The sequence below is a fragment of the Citrobacter sp. wls711 genome (assembly GCF_005281055.1).
GTDB classification, from domain to species: Bacteria; Pseudomonadota; Gammaproteobacteria; order Enterobacterales; family Enterobacteriaceae; genus Citrobacter; species Citrobacter gillenii.
Genome location: NZ_SZXC01000006.1, coordinates 244,345 through 256,969 on the forward strand (window position 1 = coordinate 244,345; position 12,625 = coordinate 256,969).

10 protein-coding genes and 1 other RNA gene are annotated in these 12,625 nt (G+C 54.9%); 3 read left to right on the top strand and 8 right to left on the bottom strand.

The features are described from left to right. Positions 1–68 precede the first annotated feature (68 nt). The 7 genes from gcvP to FDW98_RS01605 form a co-directional block, all read right to left on the bottom strand. Positions 69–2,942: an aminomethyl-transferring glycine dehydrogenase gene (gene gcvP / locus FDW98_RS01575; protein WP_096755792.1), complete on the bottom strand. Its 2,874-nt coding sequence runs from the start codon at positions 2,940–2,942 to the stop codon at positions 69–71. A gap of 127 nt (positions 2,943–3,069) precedes the next feature. After that, positions 3,070–3,459: a glycine cleavage system protein GcvH gene (gene gcvH, locus FDW98_RS01580; protein ID WP_096755791.1), complete on the bottom strand. Its 390-nt coding sequence runs from the start codon at positions 3,457–3,459 to the stop codon at positions 3,070–3,072. Between the two features lie 24 nt (positions 3,460–3,483). Beyond that, complete coding sequence (gcvT, locus tag FDW98_RS01585) at positions 3,484–4,578, bottom strand: glycine cleavage system aminomethyltransferase GcvT (protein WP_096755790.1); 1,095 nt, start codon at positions 4,576–4,578, stop codon at positions 3,484–3,486. Positions 4,579–5,029: 451 nt separating this feature from the next. After that, complete coding sequence (ubiI, locus tag FDW98_RS01590) at positions 5,030–6,232, bottom strand: FAD-dependent 2-octaprenylphenol hydroxylase (protein WP_096755789.1); 1,203 nt, start codon at positions 6,230–6,232, stop codon at positions 5,030–5,032. Positions 6,233–6,354: 122 nt separating this feature from the next. After that, the gene (ubiH, locus tag FDW98_RS01595) at positions 6,355–7,533 is read right to left on the bottom strand and encodes a 2-octaprenyl-6-methoxyphenyl hydroxylase (protein ID WP_096755788.1); all 1,179 of its coding nucleotides are present in this window, start codon (positions 7,531–7,533) and stop codon (positions 6,355–6,357) included. Further along, positions 7,530–8,846: a Xaa-Pro aminopeptidase gene (gene pepP / locus FDW98_RS01600; RefSeq protein ID WP_096755787.1), complete on the bottom strand. Its 1,317-nt coding sequence runs from the start codon at positions 8,844–8,846 to the stop codon at positions 7,530–7,532. The genes ubiH and pepP overlap by 4 nt, the downstream gene beginning before the upstream one ends. Before the next feature lie 26 nt (positions 8,847–8,872). Continuing rightward, positions 8,873–9,451 (bottom strand): YecA family protein, encoded by a 579-nt coding sequence (locus FDW98_RS01605; protein WP_135911444.1) that lies wholly within the window; start codon positions 9,449–9,451, stop codon positions 8,873–8,875. A 166-nt stretch (positions 9,452–9,617) separates the two neighbouring features. On the opposite strand from FDW98_RS01605, the gene zapA reads away from it, so the two are divergent. From zapA to FDW98_RS01620, 3 genes are all read left to right on the top strand, one after another. After that, positions 9,618–9,947, top strand: coding sequence for a cell division protein ZapA (gene zapA / locus FDW98_RS01610; RefSeq protein ID WP_096755784.1), 330 nt, complete (start codon positions 9,618–9,620; stop codon positions 9,945–9,947). Between the two features lie 41 nt (positions 9,948–9,988). Further along, positions 9,989–10,172, top strand: a non-coding RNA gene (gene ssrS, locus FDW98_RS01615) — 6S RNA. Between the two features lie 19 nt (positions 10,173–10,191). Next, the gene (locus tag FDW98_RS01620; protein WP_096755783.1) at positions 10,192–10,788 is read left to right on the top strand and encodes a 5-formyltetrahydrofolate cyclo-ligase; all 597 of its coding nucleotides are present in this window, start codon (positions 10,192–10,194) and stop codon (positions 10,786–10,788) included. Between the two features lie 378 nt (positions 10,789–11,166). Here the strand turns inward: FDW98_RS01620 and serA are convergent, their stop codons facing one another. Further along, on the bottom strand, positions 11,167–12,399 hold the full coding sequence (serA, locus tag FDW98_RS01625) for a phosphoglycerate dehydrogenase (protein ID WP_096755782.1): 1,233 nt from the start codon (positions 12,397–12,399) through the stop codon (positions 11,167–11,169). Positions 12,400–12,625: the final 226 nt, after the last annotated feature.

A 12,625-nucleotide genomic window follows, 5' to 3' on the forward strand; every position in this document is an offset into this window, starting at 1 on the left:
AGATATGAAAAAGCCGGGAGGCGGCTTCGCCTTACCCGGCCTATACACTGCTTTACTACGCGGAAAAGTTACTGATATTCGCTCATCGGCACGCAGGAGCAGAACAGATTACGGTCACCGTAAACGTCATCAAGACGTTTCACCGTTGGCCAGTATTTATTTGCCACGCCAGCCGGGAACACCGCAATTTCACGGCTGTAACCGTGATTCCACTCCGCCACCAGCTCGTTCTGGGTGTGCGGCGCGTTAACCAGCGGGTTATCTTCCAGTGGCCACTCGCCTGCTTTCACACGATCGATCTCTGTGCGGATTGCCAGCATCGCATCAATAAAGCGATCTAATTCCACTTTACCTTCAGATTCCGTCGGCTCCACCATCAGCGTACCCGCTACCGGGAACGACATGGTTGGCGCATGGAAACCGTAGTCGATCAGGCGCTTGGCAATATCCAGCTCGCTGATGCCGGTCTCTTCTTTCAGTGGGCGAATGTCGAGAATACACTCGTGCGCCACACGGCCATCGCGACCGGTATACAGAACCGGGTAGGCATCTTTCAGACGGCTGGCAATGTAGTTGGCATTAAGAATTGCCACCTGGCTTGCCTGCTTCAGACCTTCAGCGCCCATCATGCGGATGTACATCCAGCTGATTGGCAGAATGGAGGCGCTACCGAACGGTGCGGCAGATACTGCGCCCTGACGGGTGAGCATGCCTTCAATCTGTACCACACTGTGACCCGGCACAAACGGTGCGAGGTGCGATTTAACGCCGATCGGCCCCATACCCGGGCCGCCGCCGCCGTGCGGAATGCAGAAGGTTTTATGCAGGTTGAGGTGTGATACATCCGCGCCGATAAAGCCCGGCGTGGTGATACCGACCTGAGCGTTCATGTTCGCGCCATCGAGGTAAACCTGGCCGCCAAACTGATGCACGACTTCGCATACTTCACGGATCGTTTCTTCGTACACGCCGTGGGTGGATGGATAGGTCACCATAATGCAGGACAGGTTTTCACCCGCCTGCGCCGCTTTTTCGCGCAGATCGCCAAGATCGATGTTGCCGTTTTTATCACAGGCCACCACTACCACCTGCATACCCGCCATTTGGGCGGAAGCCGGGTTGGTACCGTGAGCAGAGGCCGGGATCAGGCAGATATCGCGATGACCTTCGTTACGGCTTTCGTGATAGTGACGAATCGCCAGCAGGCCCGCATATTCACCCTGTGCGCCGGAGTTCGGTTGCATGCAGACGGCGTCATAACCGGTCAGTTTTACCAGCCACTCAGAAAGCTGACCAATCATCTGCTGATACCCTTCCGCCTGCTCTGGTGGGCAGAACGGGTGCAGTTCAGCAAATTCAGGCCAGGTGATAGGGATCATCTCGGCGGCCGCGTTCAGCTTCATGGTGCAGGAACCCAGTGGGATCATTGCCTGGTTCAGCGCCAGATCTTTACGTTCCAGCGAGTGCATGTAGCGCATCATCTCGGTTTCGCTGTGGTAGCGATTGAACACCGGATGACTCAGGATCGCATCATCACGCAGCATGCTGTCCTGAATAGAACGGCTGTCGAGCGCCACGTCTTTATCCAGCGTATCGATGTTCAGGCCGTGGCTGTCGCCCAGCAGAACATTAAACAACTGCACCACATTTTCACGGGTGGTGGTTTCGTCGAGCGTAATGCCTACCGCGTTATGAATATCGCTGCGCAGGTTGATTTCTGCCGCTTCGGCACGCGCCAGCACGGCCGCTTTATCAGCCACTTCGACACACAGGGTGTCAAAGTAGTGCGCATGACGCAGCTTCAACCCTTTCTGTTGCAGACCCGCGGCCAGAATATCGGTCAGGCGGTGGATGCGGTTCGCAATGCGCTTCAGTCCGACTGGACCGTGGTAAACGGCATACAGGCTGGCGATGTTTGCCAGCAGTACCTGCGAGGTACAAATATTGGAGTTCGCTTTCTCACGGCGGATATGCTGCTCGCGAGTCTGCATCGCCATGCGCAGTGCAGTATTACCTGCAGCATCTTTGGAGACGCCGATAATACGGCCTGGCATGGAGCGTTTGAATTCGTCTTTGGCTGCAAAGAATGCCGCGTGCGGGCCGCCGTAACCCATCGGTACGCCAAAGCGCTGAGCGGAGCCGAAAACAATGTCCGCGCCCTGTTTGCCCGGCGCAGTCAGCAGAACCAGCGCCATAAAATCGGCCGCTACGCTGACCACCACCTTACGCGCTTTCAGTTCAGCAATCAGCGCGCTGTAGTCGTGAACTTCACCGGTAGTGCCCACTTGTTGCAGCAGCACCCCGAAGACATCCTGGTGATCCAGCGCTTTTGCTGCGTCGTCAACGATGACATCAAAGCCGAAGGTTTCCGCACGGGTACGGACAACATCCAGCGTTTGCGGATGAACATCAGACGCCACAAAGAAGCGGTTGGCGTTTTTCAGTTTACTGACGCGTTTTGCCATCGCCATGGCTTCGGCAGCCGCGGTGGCTTCATCCAGCAGAGAAGCGGAAGCCATATCCAGACCGGTCAGATCCAACGTCACCTGCTGGAAGTTAAGCAGTGCTTCCAGACGGCCCTGGGAGACTTCTGGCTGATACGGCGTATATGCGGTGTACCAACCTGGGTTTTCCAGCATATTACGCAGGATAACCGGCGGTAACTGCACGGCGGTATAACCCATGCCAATGTAGGACGTGAAGCGCTTGTTACGCCCGGCGATGGCTTTTAACTCTGCCAGCGCAGCGTATTCGGTCGCCGCCTCGCCCACCTGTGGCGGGGTTGCGAGCTGAATGTCTTTCGGCACAATCTGGCCGATCAGCGCGTTTAACGACTCGGCGCCAACCGCATTCAGCATTTCTTGCTGCTGCGCGGCGTCCGGTCCGATGTGGCGTTCAATGAAAGCGCCGCTGTTTTCAAGCTGGCTTAACGTCTGTGTCATGGGCGATGGTTCCTGAAACGTGCAGTGAATCGTGATTGTCTCTAACTCAATTGCCCGGTGGCGCTGACGCTTACCGGGCCTACATAAAACCGTAGGCCGGATAAACGCAGTGCCATCCGGCACAATCTTATTCGTCTTCCAGTAATGCCTCGTACGCAGTGGCATCCAGCAGTGATTCGATTTCGCTTTCGTCGCTGGCTTTGATCTTGAAGATCCAGCCGCCGGTGTACGGCTCGCTGTTCACCAGTTCCGGGGAGTCGCTGAGCGCGTCATTCACCGCCACAATCTCACCGCCCACCGGCGCATAGATATCGGAAGCCGCTTTTACGGATTCCGCAACCGCGCAGTCGTCGCCCGCGCTGACAGTGGCACCCACTTCTGGCAGGTCAACGAACACCATGTCACCCAGCAGTTCCTGAGCCTGTTCGGTGATCCCTACGGTGTAAGAGCCGTCAGCTTCTTTGCGCAGCCATTCGTGTTCTTTACTGTATTTCAGTTCTGCTGGTACGTTGCTCATCAATCAATCTCCAAAAAGGATGAATCACGCGACGGCTTTGCCGTTACGCACAAAAACAGGTTTAGTCACTTTTACCGGCATTTCACGGTTACGGATCTGCACGATTGCCGTCTCGCCAATACCCGCAGGTACGCGCGCCAGTGCAATGCTGTAGCCCAGCGTCGGAGAGAACGTACCGCTGGTGATAATGCCTTCATGCGCATTGCCCGCCGCATCGGTGAAACGCACCGGCAGTTCATTACGCAATACGCCTTTCTCGGTCATTACCAGGCCAACCAGCTGCTGGTGACCTTTTTCACGCTGCATTTCCAGCGCTTCGCGACCAATGAAGTCGCGGTCAGCCGGTTCCCACGCGATGGTCCAGCCCATGTTGGCGGCCAGCGGAGAAATACCCTCGTCCATTTCCTGACTGTACAGGTTCATACCGGCTTCCAGACGCAGCGTATCGCGCGCGCCCAGACCACATGGCTGTACGCCTGCGTCGACCAGCGCACGCCAGAAATCCGCGGCTTTTTCATTAGGCAGGGCAATTTCATAGCCTGCTTCACCGGTATAGCCAGTGGTGGCGATAAACAAATCACCCGCCTGCACGCCAAAGAACGGCTTCATGCCTTCTACCGCATGGCGCTGTTCTTCAGTAAACAGCGTGGCTGCTTTAGCCTGAGCATTCGGTCCCTGCACCGCAATCATCGACAAGTCATCACGAACGGTGATGTCGATAGAGTAAGGTTCAGCGTGTTGGGTTATCCAGGAGAGGTCTTTTTCGCGGGTGGCGGAGTTAACAACGAGGCGGAAGAAATCTTCAGTGAAGTAGTAAACAATCAGGTCATCTATCACGCCGCCTGACGCGTTGAGCATACCGGAGTAAAGGGCTTTACCGGTTTTCGTTAGCTTCGCGACGTCGTTTGCCAGCAGATAACGCAAGAACTCCCGGGTGCGACTGCCGCGCAGGTCGACGATGGTCATGTGCGACACATCAAACATACCGGCATCGGTGCGAACAGCGTGGTGCTCGTCGAGCTGAGAACCGTAATGCAGAGGCATCATCCAGCCATGGAAATCAACCATGCGCGCGCCGCATAGCGTGTGTTGTTCGTACAAAGGAGTCTGTTGAGCCATCTTTTCCTCGTTGAATAAGCGGGGCTATCAACTCTTTCGCGGTGAAATTTTCACCACGAAACCCAGCACCGCAGCCGCTCCGGGGGCTGCGACGCAAACGTTCTCTTTGTCTTGAACTTACCACTGAAACAGACGCTAAACCATAAGGCAAAATTAACCATCACATTAGCTTATGGCTAAAAATGGCCATATCACCGACAGAATAAAAAACCAATTAACCGCCATAAAATCAGAGCAACAGATAAATACAACGGAACAAATCGCCTTCAACCAATATTAAATGTGGAAAAATTGTCAAAAATGGCGTTATGAGAAAATAGTAATATTAAAAAAACTAATGCGAAAAGAGGCGTGAAATTAGATTATTTCAAATGAGAGAAGCATCCCGGCGCGCAGGCCGGGAGAGGAAAGTGTGATGGGTCTCAAACTCTTAAAATTGTCCTGACGGACGTTAGCGCAACCACTCAGGAAGATCGTTTAATCCCATCGCCTGACGGATGAGTTGTGGTTTTACGCCTGGCAGGGTATCGGCCAGTTTCAGACCAATATCACGCAGCAGTTTCTTCGCTGGATTCGCGCCAGCAAACAGTTCACGGAACCCCTGCATACCGGCCAGCATCACCGCGGCACTGTGCTTACGGCTACGCTCGTAGCGACGCAGATAGAGGTACTGACCGATGTCTTTCCCCTGGCGTTGCAGACGTTTTAGCTCATCAATCAGCTCCGCAGCATCCATAAAACCGAGGTTAACCCCCTGTCCTGCCAGCGGATGGATGGTATGTGCCGCATCACCGACCAGCGCCAGGCGGTGCGCGGCAAACTGGCGGGCATAGCGCCCCGTTAGCGGAAACACCTGACGTTCACTCTCAACGCGACATAGTCCCAGCCGATTATCAAAGGCGATATTCAGCGCCTGATTAAACGCGTCAACACTTGCCAGTTGCATGCGCTCTGCTTCCTGCGGCGAGAGTGACCAGACGATAGAGCACAAATGCGGATCGCTGAGCGGTAAGAACGCCAGAATGCCTTCGCCATGGAACGCCTGGCGGGCAACTGCACCGTGCGCGTCCTCGGTGCGAATGGTTGCCACCAGCGCATGATGGCGATAATCCCAGAAGGTCAGCGGGATATCCGCTTTGTTACGCAACCAGGAGTTTGCGCCGTCCGCGCCAATGACCAGGCGCGCAGTCAGCATCGAGCCATCCTTCAGGGTCAGAAAAGCTTCGTTCTCCCCCCAGGCCACTTGCTGAAGTTCTGCCGGAGCCATTAGCGTAATATCCGCCGACTGCTGCGCCTTTTGCCACAGCGCGTAGTGGACCACCGAATTTTCAACAATATGTCCTAAATGGCTGTAGCCCATGCTTTGGTCATCAAATTCGATGCGCCCAAAGCTGTCTTTGTCCCAGACTTCCATCCCGTGGTAGCAGCAAGCCCGGCGGGCGACAATGTCTGACCATACGCCAAGACGGGTCAGTAGTTTTTCGCTGGCGGCGTTAATGGCCGACACGCGAAGCTGAGGAGGTGCATCCGCCGCCAGAGGCTGCGGAACATGTTGTTCTAATACGGCAACGCGTAACCCGCTGCCCTGCAAGCCGCAGGCAACCGCCAGTCCCACCATGCCGCCACCAACAATTGCTACATCAACACTTTGCACTGTTTGCTCCTGAAAACGGGACTATCAAATACCGTAGGCCGGATCAGGCGAAGCCGCCATCCGGCATGATTGCCATTGCATTTTCCTGATGGCGCTACGCTTATCAGGCCTACTGGCTATATTTATCGCGCGACCCAGCCCAGGGTCCGCTCCGCCAACGCATCGCGGGCTGGCGTCAATAATTCCATCGCCATAAGACCCACGTTACGTCCAACAACCAGCGGTGCCCAGCGATTGGCAAACAGATACACCAGGCTGTTGGTCACGCCAATCGTTGTTTCGCGATCGGTCTCACGACGCTGCTGATAGCGCGACAGCACCGCATAATCACCCACGTCTTCGGCTGCAAACTGTGCCTGCGTCAACGTTTCGGCAAGGCTCATGACATCGCGCAGGCCGAGATTAAAACCTTGGCCGGCAATAGGATGCAGGGTCTGCGCCGCATTGCCCACCAGCACGGTGCGATGGCTAATCGCCTTCACCGCGGTGGTTAAAGACAGCGGATAGGCGCTACGTTTACCGGCTTGCGTAATGCGCCCAAGCCGCCAGCCAAACGTCGTTTGCAGTTCGCGACAAAACTGTTCGTCGGACCAGGCCATGATCTCATCTCGCTTTTCCAGCGGATGACACCACACCAGCGAGCAGCGCCCTTCTGACATCGGTAACATGGCCAGCGGGCCATGCTGCGTGAAACGTTCAAACGCTCGTCCGTTATGCGGGACGGAGGTGGTAACGTTGGCAATCACCGCCAGTTGTTCGTAAGGCTGCTGCTGCCAGTCAACGCCGCAGGCGGTCGCCAGCGCAGAGCGTGTGCCGTCAGCGGCTACCAGTACACGACCGGTAATCACCTCGCCATTCTCCAGCGTGACCTCAACGTGCTGCTGGGTGCGCGACACGCTGGCCACCCGGTCAGGGCAATGTAGCGTGACGCCGCGCGCTTTGCGCAACAGCGCAAACAGACGCAGCCCGACGTCATGCAGTTCCACCACCTGACCCAGCGCAGGAATACGGTATTCCTGTGCATCAAGCGTCACACACCCGGCATGTCCACGGTCGCTGACGTGCACCGTTTTGATCGGGGTTGCGCAATCGGCAATGGCCTGCCAGACGCCAATTCGCGCCAACTGCTGGCAGGTGCCTGCGGCCAACGCAATCGCCCGAGCGTCAAATCCCGGATGGCGGTCAGTATCCGGCTCGCTCGCTTCAATAAGATGGACCGGCAGCGTCCCATGACTCAGCTCTGAAATAGCCAGCGCCAGAGTCGCTCCAACCATACCACCACCGACAATAATCACGCTCATTTCAGTCGCGCCGCAGCCATCAGGGCTTCAATATCATCCGCCTTTTTCACTACGCTGGCGGTGAGGTTTTCATTACCGTCTTCGGTAATCAGGATGTCATCTTCAATACGAATGCCAATTCCGCGATAAGCCGGTGGTACGTCGGCGTCCGGCGCGATATACAGTCCTGGCTCGACGGTAAGCACCATCCCCGGTTCGAGGATACGCGAGCGATCCTGGCCATAAACGCCAACGTCGTGGACATCCAGCCCCAGCCAATGGCTCAGGCCATGCATAAAGAAAGGACGCTGCGCGTTGTCGGCAATCAGTTGATCGACATCGCCGTGCAGAATACCCAGTTTTACCAGACCGGTAATCATGATGCGCACCACCTCTCCCGTCACCTCCTGGATGGACGTCCCCGGACGATACAAACGCAGGCTGGTTTCCAGTGACTCCAGCACGATGTCATAGATCTCGCGCTGGGCGGGAGTGAACTTCCCGTTGACCGGGAAGGTGCGGGTAATGTCGCCAGCGTAGCCTTTGTATTCGCATCCGGCGTCAATCAGCACCAAATCGCCATCGCGCATTTCACTTTCGTTTTCGGTGTAATGCAGGATGCAGCCGTTTACACCGCTGCCGACAATGGTGTTATAGGAAGGATAACGCGCACCATGACGGGTAAACTCATGATGGATCTCCCCTTCCAACTGATACTCGAACATTCCCGGACGACATTTTTCCATCGCGCGGGTATGCGCCAGCGCGCTGATTTCACCGGCGCGACGCATGATTGCTATCTCTTCCGGCGATTTGAACAGGCGCATCTCGTGCACCATCGGACGCCAGTCGATAATCGCCGCAGGGGCTTTCATATTTTGTCTGGCGCCTTTGCGCAGCTTATCCATCGCCGTAAACACAATCTCATCCGCCCAGGCATATTCGCCCTGGGCGTGGTACACCGTGTCCAGACCGTTAAGCAACTGATGCAGCTGTTGGTTGATTTCGCTGAACGCTAACGCCCGATCAACACCCAGTTTCTCGGGGGCAGCATCTTGTCCCAGACGGCGACCAAACCAGATCTCCGCCGTCAGGTCACGTACCCGGTTGAACAAAACGCTATGGTTATGAGTGTCATTACTTTTAATCAGCACCAGCACGGCTTCAGGTTCGTTAAAACCGGTGAAGTACCAAAAGTCGCTGCTCTGGCGGTACGGATATTCACTGTCCGCACTGCGCGTCGCTTCTGGGGCCGAGAAAATCAGCGCAGCGCTGCCTGGCTGCATGTGCGCCAGTAATGCCTGGCGACGGCGTAAGTATTCTTGCTGAGTCATAACACTCTCCCTGGCGTTCTCGTTACTTAGTGCAGTGTCGGTTTACGTACTTCCGGCGCGGTCGGTTGCTGACGCGTAAACGTGTCATGGCACAACAGCGCAGCAACACGCACGTACTCGATGATCTCTTCAAGCGACATTTCCAGCTCTTCCTGATCTTCGTCTTCGTCATATCCCAACTGGGCGATATTGCGCAGGTCGTCAATCGCTTCGCCGGTTTCGCCGGTCACTTTGTCGAGCTTGGGCTGCGTAACCCCGAGGCCCAGCAAAAAGTGATTGACCCAGCCCGCCAGCGCGTCGGCACGATCGAACACGCTGACGCCGTCGCCTTCAGGCAGATAAAGCTGAAAAAGGAAGCCGTCGTCTTCCAGGGCGTCGCTGGTCGCCGCGTGCATTTTGATCAGTGCCTGAGCCAGCTCATGGCCAAAGGCCAAACCTTCGTTGGTCAGGTCGTGCAACAGCGGCTGCCATGAGCTGTCGTTGTTGCCGCCGCAAATCATCCCGCTGATCAAACCGTGCATTTCGGCCGGGGTTAATCCAGCCCCTTGTTGGTTCAAAAACTGGCTAACATCGGTGTAACCAGGCATTTCGTTCTGTATGGACATAAGCATTCGTCATCAAAGGGAGGATATTCATGTTATGCTACCACTTTGGGCCCTGGTGGACCAGAAAAGGGCTTGTATGTTCATACCAGGGTAGCTATAGTGTCGCCCCTTCGCGGACCCAAGGTCTGGAGACGAAGGCAGCGCAGTCAATCAGCAGGAAGGTGGCATGTCTGCACAACCCGTCGATATCCAAATTTTTGGCCGTTCACTGCGAGTGAATTGCCCGCCTGAACAACAAGATGCGTTGAATCAGGCTGCGGACGATCTGAATCAGCGATTGCAAGATCTGAAAGTTCGCACTAGAGTCACAAATACTGAGCAGTTGGTTTTCATCGCCGCGTTGAACATCAGCTATGAATTAACTCAGGAAAAAGCGAAGACGCGTGACTACGCGGCGAGCATGGAACAACGTATTCGGATGCTACAACAAACCATTGAACAGGCGTTGCTTGATCAGGGTCGCATAACCGAAAAAACGGGCCAAAACTTTGAATAACACTTTTCGGTTTACTGTGGTAGAGTGACCGTGAAGACAAAATTTCTCTGAGATGTTTGCAAGCGGGCCAGTCCCCTGAGCCGATATTTCATACCACAAGAATGTGGCGCTCCACGGTTGGTGAGCATGCTCGGTTCGTCCGAGAAGCCTTAAAACTGTGACGACACATTCACCTTGAACCAAGGGTTCAAGGGTTACAGCCTGCGGCGGCATCTCGGAGATTCCCTTCTATCTGGCAACAGCCATGACACTACTTTCTGAACTTCCTTTATCCCGGCAAGAAATTCGTCAACTGATTCGGCAACGTCGCCGTGCGCTAACGCCTGAGCAACAACGTCATTTCGGTCAGCAGGCCGCGAGCAGAATGCTGAGCTTCCCCCCTGTTGTACTCGCCCACACCGTGGCGGTATTTCTCTCTTTTGATGGCGAACTTGATACTCAACCGCTGATCGAACAGCTGTGGCGTGCGGGCAAGCGTGTCTATCTCCCGGTTCTACATCCGTTTAGCCGCGGTAATTTACTGTTTCTGCACTATCATCCGCACAGTGATCTGGTAACTAACCGACTCAAAATCCAGGAGCCGCGACTCGATGTGCGCGACGTTTTGCCGTTATCAAAGCTGGATGTATTGATTACGCCGCTCGTGGCGTTTGATGAAGACGGACAGCGCTTAGGCATGGGCGGTGGTTTTTACGATCGCACGTTGCAAAACTGGCAGCAGCATCAGATCCAGCCGGTGGGCTACGCACATGATTGCCAGCGAGTGGAGAAATTACCGGTCGAAGAGTGGGATATTCCGCTGCCCGCGGTGGTAACACCGTCAAAAATATGGGAGTGGTAGCCGTTTTTTGTCGATTGACAGCGTCGTTTTTTTGACCTAAATTCCTCGGTGAAGGGTGAGGGAGGCGAACCTCCCTCCTGCGTACTCTCTGTTAATATGCTGGCCAAGCGATGATTAACAGGATCAGCAGCATGATGACGTATCTCATCATCGTCCCTTTCCTTTTCAGAGCCCCTGCTTCGGTAGGGGCTTTTCCGTTTCAGCACGCTGCTGAGCCCCTATCGTAAATTCCTTTTAGTGCCGTACAACACGCCACACAGCCTTTAGTTGCCAATTGCGGCAAGGCTCGAAAACAGAGTGTATGCGTTACAGAAAGAGAACTGAGGCAGGAAGACAAAAGGAAGAATGGGCAGGTCATCGCCTGCCCATTTAGACAAATTAGTACAGCATACGCGCGCGAATCGTTCCCGGAATGGCTTTCATCGCCAGCAGCGCTTTCTCCGCCACATCCTCATCTGCCTCGATATCAATAACCACATACCCCACCTGCGCGGAAGTTTGCAGATACTGCGCGGCAATGTTAACGCCCTGCTCGGCAAAGATTTGGTTCAGCGCGGTCAGCACGCCTGGTCGGTTTTCGTGAATGTGCATCAGACGACGACCGCCGTGCAGCGGCAGCGACACTTCCGGGAAGTTAACCGCCGACAGCGTAGAGCCGTTATCGGAATACTTCGTCAGCTTACCTGCCACTTCCAGACCAATGTTTTCCTGCGCTTCCAGCGTTGAACCACCGATGTGCGGCGTCAGGATCACGTTGTCAAAATCACACAGCGGAGACGTAAACGGATCGCTGTTGCTCGCCGGCTCCGTCGGGAAGACGTCGATTGCTGCGCCAGCCAGGTGCTTAGTGGCTAACGCATCGCACAGCGCCGGAATATCAACAACCGTGCCGCGCGCGGCGTTGATCAGCAGCGCACCCGGCTTCATCAGGGCAATCTCTTGTGCGCCCATCATATTCTTGGTGGAGGCATTTTCCGGTACGTGAAGGCTGACCACATCGCTCATATTGAGCAGGTCGGAAAGATGCTGTACCTGGGTGGCGTTACCCAGCGGAAGTTTGTTTTCAATATCATAGAAATAGACGTGCATCCCCAGCGATTCCGCCAGAATGCCCAACTGGGTACCAATGTGGCCGTAACCGATAATCCCCAGTTTTTTGCCACGCGCTTCAAAAGAACCGGTAGCCAGTTTGTTCCACACGCCACGGTGCGCCTTAGCGTTCGCTTCCGGCACGCCGCGCAGCAGCAACAGCAGTTCGCCAATTACCAGTTCGGCAACGGAGCGGGTGTTAGAGAATGGTGCGTTAAACACGGGGATCCCGCGTTTTGCCGCCGCACCCAGATCAACCTGATTGGTGCCGATACAGAAGCAGCCTATCGCGACCAGTTTCTCTGCGGCGTCAATCACATCTTCAGTCAGATGAGTACGGGATCGCAGGCCAATAAAATGGGCATCACGGATGGACTCTTTCAGCTGTTCAGTGTCCAGAGCGCCTTTGTGAAACTCGATGTTGGTGTAACCTGCCGCACGAAGGCTTTCCAGTGCTTTTTGATGCACACCTTCAACCAGCAGAAACTTAATCTTTTCTTTCTCCAGTGATACCTTTGCCATTTCCCCGACCCTGTCTTTTTTTAGTTCAATCTGATGTGTTGTGTGTGGGATTTTCATCCGCCTCTTCAACATATCAAAAAAAAATATTGCGGCAATATGAACGTTTGCGTCGTCGTGCTGAAGAAGTGTCATTCAGCGGGAAATGTCAGAGTAAAATTCTGGTGATAACTTTTTCTTTGGAGGGATCGGCAGGACAATATTGTAAACGTGACACAAGTCACCAAAT

Bases quoted from the DNA above. Each gene is read 5' to 3' on its own strand.
- ubiH (WP_096755788.1), bottom strand. From the start codon at position 7,533: ATGAGCGTGATTATTGTCGGTGGTGGTATGGTTGGAGCGACTCTGGCG.
- serA (WP_096755782.1), bottom strand. From the start codon at position 12,399: ATGGCAAAGGTATCACTGGAGAAAGAAAAGATTAAGTTTCTGCTGGTT.
- gcvH (WP_096755791.1), bottom strand. From the start codon at position 3,459: ATGAGCAACGTACCAGCAGAACTGAAATACAGTAAAGAACACGAATGG.
- FDW98_RS01605 (WP_135911444.1), bottom strand. From the start codon at position 9,451: ATGTCCATACAGAACGAAATGCCTGGTTACACCGATGTTAGCCAGTTT.
- gcvP (WP_096755792.1), bottom strand. From the start codon at position 2,942: ATGACACAGACGTTAAGCCAGCTTGAAAACAGCGGCGCTTTCATTGAA.
- pepP (WP_096755787.1), bottom strand. From the start codon at position 8,846: ATGACTCAGCAAGAATACTTACGCCGTCGCCAGGCATTACTGGCGCAC.
- zapA (WP_096755784.1), top strand. From the start codon at position 9,618: ATGTCTGCACAACCCGTCGATATCCAAATTTTTGGCCGTTCACTGCGA.
- gcvT (WP_096755790.1), bottom strand. From the start codon at position 4,578: ATGGCTCAACAGACTCCTTTGTACGAACAACACACGCTATGCGGCGCG.
- FDW98_RS01620 (WP_096755783.1), top strand. From the start codon at position 10,192: ATGACACTACTTTCTGAACTTCCTTTATCCCGGCAAGAAATTCGTCAA.